Source organism: Erwinia sp. 009765445 (assembly GCF_058137865.1).
The window spans coordinates 98,349-112,712 of record NZ_JBYUWC010000017.1 but is presented as its reverse complement, the minus strand read 5'-3'; the positions used below and the strand labels follow the sequence as shown (position 1 = coordinate 112,712).

11 protein-coding genes and 2 pseudogenes are annotated in these 14,364 nt (G+C 56.3%); 6 read left to right on the top strand and 7 right to left on the bottom strand.

Going from position 1 to position 14,364, the window contains the following annotated elements; all coding sequences use genetic code 11:
- Nucleotides 1–18 precede the first annotated feature (18 nt).
- Nucleotides 19–1,238 (bottom strand): annotated as a pseudogene (gene zigA, locus AC3Y5R_RS18450) (zinc metallochaperone GTPase ZigA).
- A 233-nt stretch (nucleotides 1,239–1,471) separates the two neighbouring features.
- A complete protein-coding gene (locus AC3Y5R_RS18445) occupies nucleotides 1,472–2,326 on the bottom strand; it encodes an SDR family oxidoreductase (protein WP_489922521.1) in 855 nt (284 codons plus the stop codon).
- Nucleotides 2,327–2,445: 119 nt separating this feature from the next.
- On the opposite strand from AC3Y5R_RS18445, the gene AC3Y5R_RS18440 reads away from it, so the two are divergent.
- Both AC3Y5R_RS18440 and AC3Y5R_RS18435 read left to right on the top strand, forming a co-directional pair.
- The gene (locus tag AC3Y5R_RS18440; RefSeq protein ID WP_489922520.1) at nucleotides 2,446–2,862 is read left to right on the top strand and encodes a winged helix-turn-helix transcriptional regulator; all 417 of its coding nucleotides are present in this window, start codon (nucleotides 2,446–2,448) and stop codon (nucleotides 2,860–2,862) included.
- Between the two features lie 124 nt (nucleotides 2,863–2,986).
- Nucleotides 2,987–3,424 (top strand): nucleotide triphosphate diphosphatase NUDT15, encoded by a 438-nt coding sequence (locus AC3Y5R_RS18435; protein WP_489922519.1) that lies wholly within the window; start codon nucleotides 2,987–2,989, stop codon nucleotides 3,422–3,424.
- On the opposite strand, the gene AC3Y5R_RS18430 is transcribed toward AC3Y5R_RS18435, so the two are convergent.
- Together AC3Y5R_RS18430 and AC3Y5R_RS18425 are read right to left on the bottom strand one after the other, a co-directional pair.
- A complete protein-coding gene (locus AC3Y5R_RS18430) occupies nucleotides 3,387–4,412 on the bottom strand; it encodes a Gfo/Idh/MocA family oxidoreductase (protein WP_489922518.1) in 1,026 nt (341 codons plus the stop codon). The two genes, AC3Y5R_RS18435 and AC3Y5R_RS18430, sit on opposite strands and share 38 nt — an antisense overlap.
- A 79-nt stretch (nucleotides 4,413–4,491) precedes the next feature.
- Nucleotides 4,492–6,144 carry an alpha,alpha-trehalase gene (locus AC3Y5R_RS18425; RefSeq protein WP_489922537.1) on the bottom strand — a complete coding sequence of 551 codons (1,653 nt, stop codon included), beginning with the start codon at nucleotides 6,142–6,144 and terminating at the stop codon, nucleotides 4,492–4,494.
- Nucleotides 6,145–6,678: 534 nt separating this feature from the next.
- Between AC3Y5R_RS18425 and AC3Y5R_RS18420 the strand changes: the two genes are divergently transcribed.
- The gene (locus AC3Y5R_RS18420) at nucleotides 6,679–7,977 is read left to right on the top strand and encodes an MFS transporter (RefSeq protein ID WP_489922517.1); all 1,299 of its coding nucleotides are present in this window, start codon (nucleotides 6,679–6,681) and stop codon (nucleotides 7,975–7,977) included.
- Nucleotides 7,978–8,159: 182 nt separating this feature from the next.
- Complete coding sequence (locus tag AC3Y5R_RS18415; protein WP_489922516.1) at nucleotides 8,160–9,056, top strand: LysR family transcriptional regulator; 897 nt, start codon at nucleotides 8,160–8,162, stop codon at nucleotides 9,054–9,056.
- A gap of 32 nt (nucleotides 9,057–9,088) precedes the next feature.
- On the opposite strand, the gene AC3Y5R_RS18410 is transcribed toward AC3Y5R_RS18415, so the two are convergent.
- Nucleotides 9,089–9,868 carry an L-threonylcarbamoyladenylate synthase gene (locus AC3Y5R_RS18410; protein ID WP_489922515.1) on the bottom strand — a complete coding sequence of 260 codons (780 nt, stop codon included), beginning with the start codon at nucleotides 9,866–9,868 and terminating at the stop codon, nucleotides 9,089–9,091.
- 257 nt (nucleotides 9,869–10,125) lie between these two features.
- Here AC3Y5R_RS18410 and AC3Y5R_RS18405 point away from each other — a divergent pair, with 257 nt between their 5' ends.
- The gene (locus AC3Y5R_RS18405; protein ID WP_489922514.1) at nucleotides 10,126–10,647 is read left to right on the top strand and encodes a GNAT family N-acetyltransferase; all 522 of its coding nucleotides are present in this window, start codon (nucleotides 10,126–10,128) and stop codon (nucleotides 10,645–10,647) included.
- Nucleotides 10,648–10,726: 79 nt separating this feature from the next.
- Here the strand turns inward: AC3Y5R_RS18405 and AC3Y5R_RS18400 are convergent, their stop codons facing one another.
- A complete protein-coding gene (locus tag AC3Y5R_RS18400) occupies nucleotides 10,727–11,794 on the bottom strand; it encodes an SDR family oxidoreductase (protein WP_489922513.1) in 1,068 nt (355 codons plus the stop codon).
- Nucleotides 11,795–11,891: 97 nt separating this feature from the next.
- Here AC3Y5R_RS18400 and AC3Y5R_RS18395 point away from each other — a divergent pair.
- Nucleotides 11,892–12,554, top strand: a pseudogene (locus tag AC3Y5R_RS18395) (LysR family transcriptional regulator).
- Between the two features lie 485 nt (nucleotides 12,555–13,039).
- Here AC3Y5R_RS18395 and AC3Y5R_RS18390 read toward each other — a convergent pair.
- Nucleotides 13,040–14,353: a c-type cytochrome gene (locus tag AC3Y5R_RS18390; protein ID WP_489922536.1), complete on the bottom strand. Its 1,314-nt coding sequence runs from the start codon at nucleotides 14,351–14,353 to the stop codon at nucleotides 13,040–13,042.
- Nucleotides 14,354–14,364: the final 11 nt, after the last annotated feature.

The following is a 14,364-nucleotide window of genomic DNA, read 5'->3' as shown; positions in this document are numbered from 1 at the left end:
CCCGCCCGTTCTTAATATTTATTCGTCCCAGTCAGGAACTGGATCGGTAAAAGTGGTCCAGCCATCCGGCCCCATCGCCATCTCCTGATCGGTTAGCAGAGCCGCCCCCAGCAGATACCTCAATGTATATTCATCCATCTCCATGCCGATAAAGACCAGCTCCTGGCGGGCATCACCCACTCTGTCATGCCACTCCTTCATGATCATCTGGCGGCTCTCTTCGTCCTGCGGCCAGTTCTCTTCGGGCACGCTGGCCCACCACATCCCCGCCCGTCCCTGACGCGAGACGCCACCGGCCTGTGACCAGTTCCTGGCAAAGGTCGGACGGCTGGCCAGCCAGAAATAGCCTTTTGAGCGCACCACGCCCGGGAGCTTGCCGTTCATCACGCTCCAGAAGCGGCCAGGATGAAACGGCCGGCGGGCGCGGAACACAAAATGGGTGATGCCGTACTCTTCCGTTTCGGGCGTGTGCTCACCGCGCAGCTCCTGCAGCCAGCCCGGTGCCTGCGAGGCCTCTTCAAAATCAAACAGGCCGGTATTCAGCACGCGATCCAGCTCAACTTTACCGAACTGCGCAATCTCAATCTTCGCCCTTGGGTTTAACCCGTGGAGGATGGTTAACAGTTTTTCCCGCTCCGGCTCACCGATCAGATCGGTTTTATTCAGCACCAGCACGTCGCAAAACTCGATTTGCTCAATCAACAGATCCACCACCGTACGCTGGTCTTCATCACCCAGTGATTCCCCACGGGAACGGATGCTGTCACTGGAGTCGTAATCCCGCAGGAAGTTCCAGGCATCGACGACGGTGACCATGGTATCGAGCCGGGCCACAGTGGAAAGACTCTCGCCCTCCCCATCGGCAAAAGTGAAGGTTTCCGCCACCGGCAGCGGCTCTGAAATGCCGGTGGATTCAATCACCAGCTGATCGAACCGCCCCTCTTTCGCCAGCCGGTTAACCTCCAGCAGCAGATCTTCACGCAGCGTGCAGCAGATACAGCCGTTGCTCATCTCCACCAGCTTTTCGTCGGTACGTGACAGTTCGGCCCCCCATCCCTGACCAGCGCAGCGTCAATGTTGACCTCAGACATATCGTTAACGATCACCGCCACGCGGCGTCCTTCACGGTTGTTGAGGATATGATTCAGCAGCGTGGTCTTACCTGCGCCCAGGAAGCCGGACAGAACCGTCACCGGCAGGCGTGTATCCTGCCGCTCAGGCTGTTGAAGTGATGACATTGTTCGATTCTCCTTCCCCTCTTACGGGGGTGATAAGCACTACACCGGCGGGCGTTGCCCGCCATCATTTACATATGTTATAACATAACATTGAGCGCAGCCAGCCCTGCTTATTTTTTTCCGGGTTACCGGGAAGGAGAAGCCGGGCGGCATTGGCCCTGGCGATAGCACTCATTTTGTGGGGATGGCAGAGAGGGACCAAAAAACGGGAGAGCCAGGCTCTCCCGTAACACTTATGCTTTCGCCACAAAGGCTTTAACCACATCCTGCCACGGCGTGGTCGGGCGGCCAGTCAGCTTGCTCAGCGTATGGCTGTCATCAAACAGCGAGCCCTGCGCCGCATTGGCATCCGAGTCGGCCAGCATCTCTGCCAGGCCATCCGGCAGACCGGCTCCTTTCAGCGCTCCGGCAAATTCTGCCTGCGGCAGATTGATGTAGCCAATCTCTTTGCCACTCTGCTTTCCAATCTCCGCAGTGAATTGTGCCAGGGTATAGGCCGTGTCACCCGCCAGCTCGTAAATTTTGTTGGACTCGCTGCCGGTCAGCACCGCAGCGGCGGCATCGGCATAGTCCTGACGGCTGGCAGAGGCAATTTTGCCCTCTCCTGCCGCGCCAATAAAGGCACCGTGAGTTACGGCAGGCGCAATGCTGACCGCATAGTTTTCGGTATACCAGCCGTTGCGCAGGATGGCGTAAGGCACGCCGGAAGCAATCAGCGCCTGCTCGGTGCCACGGTGCTCACCGCCCAGCCCCATTTTAGTGGTGTCAGCACGCAGCAGGCTGGTGTAAGCCAGCAGCTTCACGCCCGCTTGTTTTGCGGCAGCAATGACCGCTTTATGCTGCACTTCACGCTGACCAATTTCATTGGAGGAGATCAGCAGGACTTTATCCACCCCAGTAAAGGCACTGAGCAGGCTCTCAGGGCTGCTGTAATCTGCCTGCCTGAGCTGCACGCCCAGCGCAGCCAGATCGGCCGCTTTCTCCGGTGAACGTACGGCAGCGACGATCTCAGCCGCAGGGACTTTTTTCAGTAAAGCGTTAATCACTAAGCGGCCAAGTTGGCCAGTTGCGCCAGTTACTGCAATCATAATGCTCTCCTTGAGTTTTTTAAGAGCGAGATACCAGCCTGCAGGCTGGTTAAATCGCTTTGACCCAATCAGCCTATGTCATACACTAATAAAAAGTAAGTACGTACAGGAATGTTAGTATGAAATTAACCACAGAAACTGCCTTTTCTCCCCTCAGCGAAAAGCTCCGCCGTGGGGAACTGCTGGACGCGAACTGCCCGTCACGCGAGGTTTTGAAACGCCTGACCAGCCGCTGGAGCCTGTTAGTGCTGATGGCCCTTGAAGAAGAGACGCTGCGCTTCGGCGAGCTTCGACGCAAAATCGGCGGCGTCAGTGAAAGAATGCTGGCGCAGACGCTGCGCTATATGGAAGAGGACGGCTTTGTGGAGCGAATCGCTTATGAAGTGGTCCCTCCGCACGTGGAGTACCGTTTGTCTCCGCTGGGTCAGCAGGTACGTGGTCAGGTGGTAGGCCTTGCTGACTGGATTGAAATGAACCTGCATCAGATTATGGACCACCGGCGGGATTTTGCTTCTACGCCGGAAAGAGAAAACTAATCGTTTTTCAGAGTCGCTGGCGGCTGCGTCCAGTAGTTGGTATGGCCCCGGGAATAGCGAGACTGGCGTGCCGGTAAAACCGAGATAAAATCAGACCGGTGAACACCGGGTAAAGGAGAGAAAGATGCAAAGACCGTTGATCGGAGTAGGCGTGTTGATTGTGCGGGAAGGCAGGCTGCTACTGGGCCGTCGCAAAGGCAGCCATGGCGCTGGCTACTGGGCAACCCCGGGCGGACACCTGGAATTTGCTGAAACGCCAGAGGAGTGTGCCCGGCGGGAAGTGCTGGAAGAAACGGCACTGAAAGTAGGCGATCTGGCTAAGTATGGCTTCACAAACAACTTTTTTAGCGCCGAACAGAAACACTACGTTACCCTTTTTATGCTCACCAGTGACATCAGCGGCATGCCTGAAGTGCTGGAACCGGAGAAATGCGAGGGCTGGCAGTGGTTTTCTCCTGACCAACTACCAGATCCCCTGTTCGCCCCGCTGGAGACGCTGCGCCAGCAAGGCGGGCTGGATTATCTCAGCCCAGCGTCACCCTCCGCCCCTCTTCAGCACTGAGCAGCGCGGCATCCAGCACTTCAAGCGTGCGAATAGCCTGCTCCGATGTGACAGGAGGTTCGGTGCCATTTTTCACTGCGGCGGCAAAGGCTTCGTAATAAGCGTGATAGCTTCCCTGAGCCGAAGGGATGCGCTCCTCACCTTCCGCCGTGCGCAGCGTGCCCCACAGCTCGGGTTGCTCATAGCCCCAGCCTGACGGATCGTCTGCCGGGCGCTTACCGGCAAAAATCGCCTGCGCCTGCACGTCTGAGCCGTTTGAGACATAGCTACCCAGATCGCCGTAAACCCGCAAATCCCGTGCAGCAAGGTAGTTCAGCTTGCTGGAGGAGATATGCGAATGCACGCTGCTGGTGTGCACCAGAGTGATCACAAAACTGGCATCCGTCGGGCCTTCGGGCCGTTCAATCAGGTCAGTCTGCGCCAGCACCGATTTCACCGGGCCAAGCAGCCAGATGGCCTGATCGACCAGATGACTACCCATATCGCGCAGCAATCCACCTGTTTCTCCGCCTTCCAGCGTGTGCGGATCGTCAAGGTCCATGCGGTTATGCAATCGCCAGAGCTTACCTACACGCTGCTGCTCCAACACGCCGCGCAGGGTCTGAATGTCGGCATCGAAACGGCGATTATGGTAAATCCCCAGCACCACGCCTCTGGCTTTCGCCGCCGCAGCCAGTTCACGCCCGGTTTTCGCATCCGGCGCAAAAGGCTTATCTGCAATCACCGCCACGCCTGCCGCAATCGCTTCCAGTACCAGCTCGCGCCGGGTCTGCGGCGGCGTGGTGATAGTGACGATATCAACCCCAGCCGCCAGCAACTCGCTCAGACTGGCGTAGATCGGCACATCCGGAAAATCGGCTTTCGCCTTCGCGATGGTCGCCGGGGCGCGAGCCACAATGCCAGCCAGCTCAACACCCCGTGCCGCAACGATAAAAGGTGCGTGAAAATTTTTGCCGCCGGTACCGTATCCTACTAATCCAATACGCATTTATACTCCTTACCTGACGTTGGTGGCATATAAATTCCATCTATAGTAATTGATGGATTAATTTCACTCCAGCGGACAATTAACGCTGCGGTGCCATGTCAGGATACATTGCCAGCAACCGGCGCGTGACGCCATTGGTCCAGCCAAATCCATCCTGCAGCGGATACTCACCACCACCTGCCAGCACGGGCGCACGTCCGGCAACGTTGTATTTCTCGACCATCTTGTGATGGCGATGGTAGGTCGCTCCCACAACCTGCAACCAGCGCGTGGCGATCTCTTTCGCCAGCAGCTCCTCACCGTAGTTGTTAAGGCCCTTTATTGCCATCCACTGCATAGGTGCCCAGCCGTTCGGCTTGTCCCATTGTTCACCTGTCTCTTCCACCGTGGAGAGCAGGCCGCCCGGAGCCAGCAGGTGCGAACGGATTGCCGCCGCGGTGTGGGTAGCCTGTTCAAGGCTGGACATGCCGACATACAGAGGTGTGACCGAAGCAGCCGAGAACGCGCCTTTCTCACGCTCACGCCAGTTGTAATCGCGATACAGACCGGCCTCGTTGTCCCACAAATATTTGTCGACAACTTCACGACGGCGCACCGCTTTTTGCTGGAACAGATCGGCAGTAGCCGCATCATTCCTGCTGGCACTGGCAGCCAGCCGCGCGATGGTCGTCTCCAGCTTGTAGAGGAAAGCATTCAGGTCAATCGGCACGATACTGGTGGTCTGAATACTCTCCAGACGCCCCTGTTCGCTCAGCCAGCGGGAAGAGAAGTCCCAACCTGAAGCCGCACCGGCACGCAGATCGCGATATACCTCGCTGGAAGGTCGCGCAGAGTTCCTCGCGGTTTCCACATCCTCAATCCACGACTCATCGCGCGGCGTATCACGGTCATCCCAGTAGCGGTTCAGCACCGAACCATCCGACAGCATCACCACATGGCGATAAGCCTCGTTCGGCGTCAGTGATTCCGCGCCGTCCATCCAGAATTCATATTCACGCTTCAGCTGCTTCAGGTAACGATGCGCCTCGTTCACGCCATCTTTCTCAAACAGCTCAACCATCAGGGCAAACACCGGCGGCTGCGAACGGCTCAGGTAATAGGTCCGGTTACCGTTTGGGATGTGCCCGTAGGTATCGATCATCCAGGCGAAGTTATCCGCCATGCTCTTCAGCAGATCTGTCTGCCCACCAGCCGCAAAACCAAGCATGCTGAAATAGGAATCCCAGTAGTAGGTTTCCCCAAAGCGACCGCCCGGCACCACATAAGGTTCCGGCAGCGGCAGTAATGATGAGAATTCCGAATGCTTTTCCGGCTTACGGGTTAATACCGGCCACAGCGAATCAATATGTTCACCCATATTTTTATTTGGGTCAGAAACATAGCGGCTGTCATGCACTCTTGGCAGGTCGAAATTCTCCAGCACAAACGTCAGCAGATTAAAATCCTGACGTTCACGCTGCATGAAATAGCGATAGAGAATTCTTTCGGGTTCAATTTTGGGAGCGCAATCGGCGAACGTTTTACTGTCAGTAAATATCCGCGAAGATTGTACCGCCTCGAACAGCTCCTGATAGCGATCGGACGGCGTCAGGATATCCGATGCAGGCAGGCCGCGGATCGTCTCCGGTTGCGGCTCCACCACGGCGTCAAGACCAGCCTCATAATCGTGATAGTAGGCTTCATAATCTGTCTGGTTATTGTCTGTGATTAGGTCATTTTGATTAAAAGTAATAAGAACCTCCTGATGCCAATGACACTCGACAATGATGCTTAGGTGAATTTCGAAGGAAGCGATCAGTATAGTACTCTCGTCTCACAGCGCAACCTGATGATTTTATTACTGCCAATGAGATAATATTTCAGGAAATGACTGTGAGTGGGATTTTTCCCTGACAGTCATAATATTAAGTCTCTGCCGACATAAATTGACGTTGATAATCAATTACTGAAAAAAATAGCAATAACGAAACGAGAAAAAGGCGAAATATCCGGCGATCTTCTCCGTCTTCGCCCTACCAGCCGGTGGATAAATCACCACATCAGACGATTAAGCCAAATTCAGAAACGACTTAACTTTGTTCAGGAACAAAATTAATCGCAAGTGGCAGAGGTCTCTTTAAAAAAATAATTGGCTTTACCATTTACATTATATTTAAACAGTCCAATACTGACGCAGCCAGGACGTCGAGCAGCCCTTGCCATGCCTGGCATCAATAAGTTTATCTGATAGCAAACCAGACCGTTTAATCACAACCAAGGAACTCTTGTGGCACCCGTAGTAAATAAATCCGCAGCGTTGCACTCGGAAAGTCTCTCTGATGAAGACGACAGTTTAGTTTCCCCCGTTGATAATACCTCCATAAACAAAACCTATATTACCCGTGGCACCCGCAGGTTTATCCATGCCACGCTGGCGCTGTTTTGTGCCGGGCTCTCCACCTTCGCCGTCCTCTATTGTGTTCAGCCGATCCTGCCAGTGTTTTCGGAAAGTTTCCATCTCACCCCGGCGCAGAGCAGTTTGTCCCTGTCGGTGACCACGGCCATGATGGCGCTCGGACTGCTGATCACCGGGCCGCTGTCGGATGCGATTGGCCGTAAGTCGGTGATGTCCATTTCGCTACTGTTGGCGGCCTTCTTCACGCTGGTGTGTGCCACCATGAGCAGTTGGGAAGGCGTGCTGGCGATGCGTGCCCTGACCGGACTGGCTTTGAGCGGTGTGGCAGCGGTGGCGATGACCTGGCTGAGTGAAGAGCTGCACCCGGTGTTCCTCTCCTTCTCAATGGGGCTGTATATCAGCGGCAACTCGATTGGTGGGCTGGCCGGACGGCTCTCCACCGGGATGCTGGCGGATCACTTTTCCTGGCACGTTTCGCTGTTTGTAGTCGGTTTGTTTGCACTGGCCGCCGCCGGGCTGTTTTTCCGGCTGCTGCCACCTTCACAACATTTCCGCCCCAGCTCCCTGCGCCCGCGCAAGCTGCTGGTGAACTTTATGTTCCAGTGGCGGGATATCGGGCTGCCGATGCTGTTCGTGGTCGGTTTTATCCTGATGGGCAGCTTTGTCACTCTGTTCAACTATGTCAGCTATCGCTTCCTGTCAGCGCCCTTTTCGCTCAGCCAGACGGTGGTTGGCCTGCTGTCAGTGGTCTATCTGACCGGCACTTACAGCTCGCCGCGCGCCGGGATGATGACCGCATGCCATGGCCGTGGCGTGGTACTGATGGGATCGTTGGGGCTGATGCTGGCCGGACTGATTGCCACCCAGTTTGCCACGCTGTTTCTGGTGCTGCCGGGACTGATGCTTTTTGCCGCCGGTTTCTTTGCCGCGCATTCGGTTGCCAGCAGCTGGGTTGGTCATCGCGCAAGGCGGGCCAGAGGCCAGGCTTCCTCCCTGTATCTGTTCTTCTACTATCTGGGATCGAGCGTGGCAGGCACGCTGGGTGGCGTGTTCTGGAATGGCTACGGCTGGATGGGCGTTTCAGGCTTTATCGCCGTGATGCTGACCGGCGGTCTGATCCTCGCCAACAAGCTGCGTAAAATTCCCGTACTGGTGAAAAAAGTCCGCTGACCGGACAGGGCGGAAAGCTGAACTGCACCACAAAAAGCCGGACACTTCCTGGCTTTTTGTGGTGCAGTTCAGCCGCATCCGTGCTGAGTAAAGCCTGTCTGAAGATTTACTTCCCCCTGCTCAACCATTACTCTGTCGCCACATTAGTCACCTGACCGCAAACTCCCCGGGCCGGAGCCACCATGAGCGATGTTGAAAACCTGCAGGGGATGATTATCTTCGCTAAAGTCGTCGAGACGCTGAGCTATACCGAGGCGGCGAAACTGCTGGGGCTGTCGAAATCGTCAGTGAGTAAAGAGATCTCCGCTCTGGAAGTCCGCCTCGGCACTAAGCTGCTGCAGCGCACCACCCGCAAGATTGCCGTGACCGATGTCGGCATAACCTGGTATCACTACTGCGCCCGCATCCTCAGCGAGGTGAAAAGCGCCGATCTGTTTATCCGCCAGTTCCACGAAGAGCCGACCGGCAGCCTGCGCGTGGTCGCTCCGGTCACCTTCGGCTGCCAGTGTATCGTGCCGGTGCTTAATCAGTTTGTTGCCAGTAATTTGCACGTCAGCGTCGATCTGGATCTGACTGACCGCCCGGTGAACCTGGTGGATGACAATATCGACCTGGCGATTGTGGTCCGTCGCGACCGGCCGGAGCATGCTCATTGCCAGCCGCTGATCGATATCAGCTGGGGGCTGTATGCTTCGCCGGACTATCTGCGGCGCTTCCCGGCGATCAGCAAACCCGACGATCTGCCGCGTCACGATTTCATTCTGTTTCGCGGTCCGGCGCACACCATTTCGCTGCCGTTCCGTAAAGAGAAGCAAAAGCTGGATATCGAAGTCCGCAGCCGCTTTCGCGCCAACAACAGTACCGCGCTGGTGAATTCCGCCATCGCCTGCACCGGCATCGCTTATCTGCCAGACTACAGTGCACAGGAAGCCGTCAAAGCCGGCAAGCTGATCAGGGTGCTGCCAGAGTGGGAAATGGACGTGTATAAATCGTGGATCCTGAGCAAAGGTGACAGTTTTGTTTCACCGCGCGTCAGGCTGTTTATTGAAGCGTTGCAGAAGGCATTGCAGCAGAAATAACAAGGGCGGAAACCGGTTCCGCCCTTCAAATCTTAGTAGTAGTTACCGTGACGGTAATCCCACGTGGTGAAGATATCAGACATCATCGACATGATTTTATCCACGTCCAGCCCCTTACGGATCAGGATTGGGCAAGGCGTGATGCTGCGCTCGCCTTTCTGCTCAGGGACCAGCTTGCCGCTCTCGTCCACCATCGCCACCATCACACCCTGCTCGTAGCGGGTCTTCTCGGACTCGTTCGGCTGGATAGATTTCACATAGGCGTTCGCTTCAATAATCAGGTCAGCATGCGATTCAATACGCTCGCCGATCCCTTCGACCAGGCCACGGTTGCCCTTGCCTGACGGGTTAGCGGAGCTGGCGAAGGAGAATTTACCGTGGTTTTCCCACAGCTCTTTCGCCAGTTTTTCGCCAGGAATACCGAATTTGATCACGAAGCAGCTGGTCTGACGGCGGTCCATCATCAGCTCTTTCGAGCCATCTTCCGGAATACGTGCCACGGCTTCTTCTTTCCAAGGCAGGATGCAGCCCAGCAGAACGTCTTTGTCCCAGTGCTGCTGATACAGCTCTTCGATTTCCGGGTTCAGCTGCGCCAGCTCTTTCAACTGCTCCAGGGAACCACACAGCACCACACCCGGCTTGTTGCGGTTGCGCTGCTTGGCATCAAATTTACGCTCCAGGCCTTTGGCATCGGAGGTCATAATGATGTAGCCCACTTTGGTCGGGCAAACGATCATGCCGCCATCGGCAGACAGGATTTTTACCGCTTCTGGCTGTAAGCCGCCGTTCCACTGGATAGTCTTATTGCTCATGGTCACACCTGCATATCATAGAGGGTTAAATTCGTTGGTCAGCGTTTCATCCTGGCACAGCATCGTCAATTTCGCTGGCGGCGAAAGCCACTAATAACCTGTTGAAACCATCCTAACCTGGTCACTCTTTTACGCAACAATAAATGCATTCAAACGCTCATTGTTTCCCTCAGGAAACAAATGTTGCGTTTGCAGACCGGAGCGAACTTTCCTCTGCCTGAAGCCACTTAATCCTTTAGCTGACAGCGAGCAATGCAATGCAGATAACCTTTTTCCGGGCGGAAGATCAGGCCACGTTGGGCAGTTGGTTTACTTCCCAACTGGCGGTGACACAGTGGGCCGGTCCGGGCGTGAGCTGGCCGCTGAGCGCGGAGTTCCTTGCAACCCTGCTGAATTCAGACCAGCAGCAACCGGCCTCACTGCTGACTTTTTCCGGATGCGTGGAGGGCGAACTGGCCGTGGTGGCGCAGCTGGGTTTCGACTGGGATAACCATCTGGCCTGCCTGTGCAGGGTGGTGGTTAATCCACAGATGCGGGGGCAGAAACTGGCTGAAAAGATGCTGCAAACCTTGATCGTTAATGCCTTCAGGCAGGAAGCCATCGAACGTGTGGAACTGCACGTTTACCCGTTCAATATTGCTGCGGTGCGGACATATGAAAAGCTGGGTTTTGTGCGGGAAGGCGTGCGCAGACATTGTGTGGTGGTGGGGGAAGAACGCTGGGACTGCGCCCTGTATGGCATGCTGCGCACGGAATATACCGCGCACAGCATCGGCTGACTGGACCGGCATGGAATGCTCAGGCTTGATCCTGAGATCGGCCTGTGATTATCTGCCCGGTCCGAAACCTGCCCTGAGATCAGCCGGGGATCAGCCGTTCTGCCTTCAGCTTATCGAACAGCGCCACAAACGCATCGCGGGTGCACTGGTAGCCGGTGAAGCCCGCCTTACGGCTCTTGCTGATGTCGGTGAAGACTTCCATCGGGCGGCCGAGATCGGCATCGGTATGCCACCAGGAAACCAGTTTGCCGATGTCGGCTTCTTTCAGGCCGAACTTCTGCGCCATCGCCTGCCATTCGGCCGGAGCAGCGTCCATGCGGCCTTCCAGCGGCTTGATCGCGCCCGGGTAAGGCGCGGCTTCGATACCAAAGTAATCGGCAATCTGGCCCCACATCCATTTCCAGCGGAACACGTCGCCGTTGACCACGTTGTAGTCCTGGTCCTGCGCGGATGGCGTGGTGGCGGCCCATTCCAGCTGCTGTGCCAGCACGTGCACATCGGTCATGTCGGTAACGCCTTCCCACTGCGCTTCAGAACCGGGGAAGATAAATGGCTGGCCGGTCTCTTTGCACAGGCGGGCATACACCGCCAGAGTCTGGCCCATGTTCATCGCATTGCCCAGCGCAAAGCCGATGATGGTGTGCGGGCGGTGGACGCTCCAGCTGAAGCCGTATTTCTCCGCTCCGGCAAAGACTTCATCTTCCTGAGCGTAATAGAAGTTATCGACCGGCTGACGGCCCTGCTCTTCACGGAACGGCGTCACCGGCACTGCGCCTTTACCGTAGGCATCAAACGGACCGAGGTAATGCTTCAGTCCGGTGACCAGCGCCACGTGGCCGCCTTTCAGGCTGTCACCCAGCGCTTCAATTACGTTACGCACCATCGTGCCATTAACGCGAATGTTCTCTTTTTCGTTGGCCTGGCGGGCCCAGGCGCTGAAGAAGACTTTATCCACCTTCACGTCTTTCAGAGACTGGCGAACAGAGTCGCTGTCGGTCAAATCCGTCGTCAGCGCCGTACAGCCGGCAGGCACCGCAGTGCGGCCACGGGACAATCCCCATACCTGCCAGCCGTCACCGGTCAGCTGTTGGGCCAGCGCGGTGCCAATGACTCCGCTGATACCGACGATCAATGCGCGTTGTTGCATAGCTTGTCTCCTTAATGAGTGCAGAAGAAAAGCTTAATAGAGAATTAAAGTCTTATCTCAGGTATAAATTCATATCATTCGGGAATCAGAGTCACAAATGATGATCAACCAGGATCGTTTGAAAGGCATCACACCTTTTGTTGCCAGCGTTGAGCACGGCAGTTTTACCGCCGCTGCTGAAAATCTGCATCTGACCAGTTCGGCAGTCAGCAAGAGTGTCGCGCGGCTGGAAGCGCGGCTTGGCTCGCGGCTGTTTTAACGCACCACACGCCGCCTGGCGCTGACCGATGCCGGGCAGGCATTTTATGAAACCTGCACCCGCGTGCTGGGAGAGCTGGCCGAGGCAGAATCGGTGCTGGCGGCACAACGCAGCATCCCGGTCGGCAGGCTGCGCATTGCGGTGCCCAATACTTTTGGCCGGATGCATGTGATGCCGCTGCTGAATCAGTTCTGCCAGCAGAATCCGGAAATGCAGATCAACCTGGCGTTCTCGGATCGCTTTGTCGATCTGTTCGAAGAAGGGGTGGATATCGCCATCAGAATCGGCGGCCCTGCCGAATATCCACCTTCGCTGGGCTTCCGTTTTCTGGGGAATGAAAAGCTGATCTTCTGTGCCTCACCGGGGTATCTTGCCCGTCAGGGAATGCCGGGGCTGGCGGTAGAGGGCCTGCCGCTGTATATCGTCTGGCCGCGCAAAAAACAGCTGACGCCAAAGGTGGCGGCACTGCTGAGCGCACTGGAGCGGCTGAAGATTGATTGAGATTCAGAGAGAGGCGAAAACGGTCCATTTCACCCAGGGTATTAACGCGGCAGGCTTTCCACAAAGGTTCATTGTGTGCCAGGCGGTTCCGGTATTCACGGATCGTTTTCACCATATCACAAGCCCTGTCCAACATAGTGGCTCCTGAAGGATCTGGCCAGAGCCCCTTAAACACATCCGTCATCTTCGCCGCCCCAAAACAGACCTGGTCCCGGAAGCTCATCATTCATCGCAAATTCCCACGTTGAAAATTCAGTACTGGCCACCGTTTCTTCATGTATCGGTATGTGGTTCGCCCTGTGATAACGTAGTCGTTTATCCTTTCGGGCAAAGCTTGCCGCGTGACTGAAGCTTTCTTTAATGTCTTTGATTTAAAATGGAAATTCTTGCCCAGGTTCTGGGAAATAGCTCTTGTAATGAATGTTTTTCCACCACCTGAATTGAAAAGGACACGGCCAGCTCTGAACCAGCCGTATCCCGCAGTCTTACTTCACAACGTTCAGCTTCACAACTTCGGCATCACCCTGCGGTTCAGCCATCGTCTTACGCACTTTCGCCACGTCGCTGGCACTGACCTGCGCTTTGGCAGTGTTGCCCCAGCTGGTGCGGATAAAGTTCACCACGTCCGCCACCTGCTGATCCTTCAGCCGCCAGCCAAAGGCCGGCATGGTGATGCTGGATGGCGCATCCTTCATGCCTGGCAGCGTTGCGCCGCTCAGCACAATATGGATCAGCGAAGTTGGGTCTTCCTCCTGCACCACCGGGTTGCCGCGCAGCTCCGGGAAGAAGCGACGGTAGCCGCTGCCGTCGGTTTTATGGCAGGCCGCACAGCTGTCGACATATACTGAGGCTCCCGGCTTACTGTCGTCGCCTTTCCACAACGCTTTCGCTACCGCAGCATCTTCACTGAACCCGACCTGGTTTGGGTCGCGCGCGCCCAGCGACTTCAGATAACGGGCAATCGCCGTGGCATCTTCTGCACTCAGATGCTGCAGGCTGTGCTGGATAACATCAGTCATGCCGCCAAACACGGCGGTCCGATCGTTGCGACCCATTCGCAGGAACTGCACCAGGTCATCTTCGCTCCAGCGACCCAGCCCGTCACGGCTGTCGCCGCGCAGGTTGCTGGCGCTCCAGCCGTCAATCGGCGAACTGCTGCCGGACAGGTAATCGCTGCCTTCGCTGTCGTTCAGCGCTTTTTCCTGCATAGTCAGGCTGCGCGGCGTATGGCAGGCCCCGCAGTGGCCCAGCCCTTCCACCAGATACTGGCCGCGAGCCAGCACCGGATCCTGGCCTTTGATCGGCTGAAAGGCCTTCACATCCGGCGCAAACATGCCGCGCCAGATCGCCAGCGGCCAGCGCATGGAGAGCGGCCACGGAATGTCGCTCTCCTTGTTTGCCTGCTCAACCGGTTTCACGCCGTGCATAAACCAGGCATAAAGCGCCTGCATATCTTCATCGCTGACGACCGCATAGGACGGATAAGGCATCGCCGGATAGAGCGTGTCGCCATTCTTCGCCACGCCGTGACGGACTGCCTTCTGGAAGTCGTCATAGCTGTAGTCACCAATACCGGTTTTCTTGTCCGGTGTGATATTGGTGGAGTAAATATCCCCAATTGGCGTTGCCATCGACAGTCCGCCAGCAAACGGCTCACCGCCCTTTTTGGTATGGCAGGCCACGCAGTCTCCGGCTCGCGCCAGGTACTCACCGCGTTTGATCTGATCGGCACCGCTGTCGTCCGCCACGGCGGCAAAGGTGGTCATGCCCAGCATCAGGGCAGGGATTAGCATTTTCATCATGGTTATCC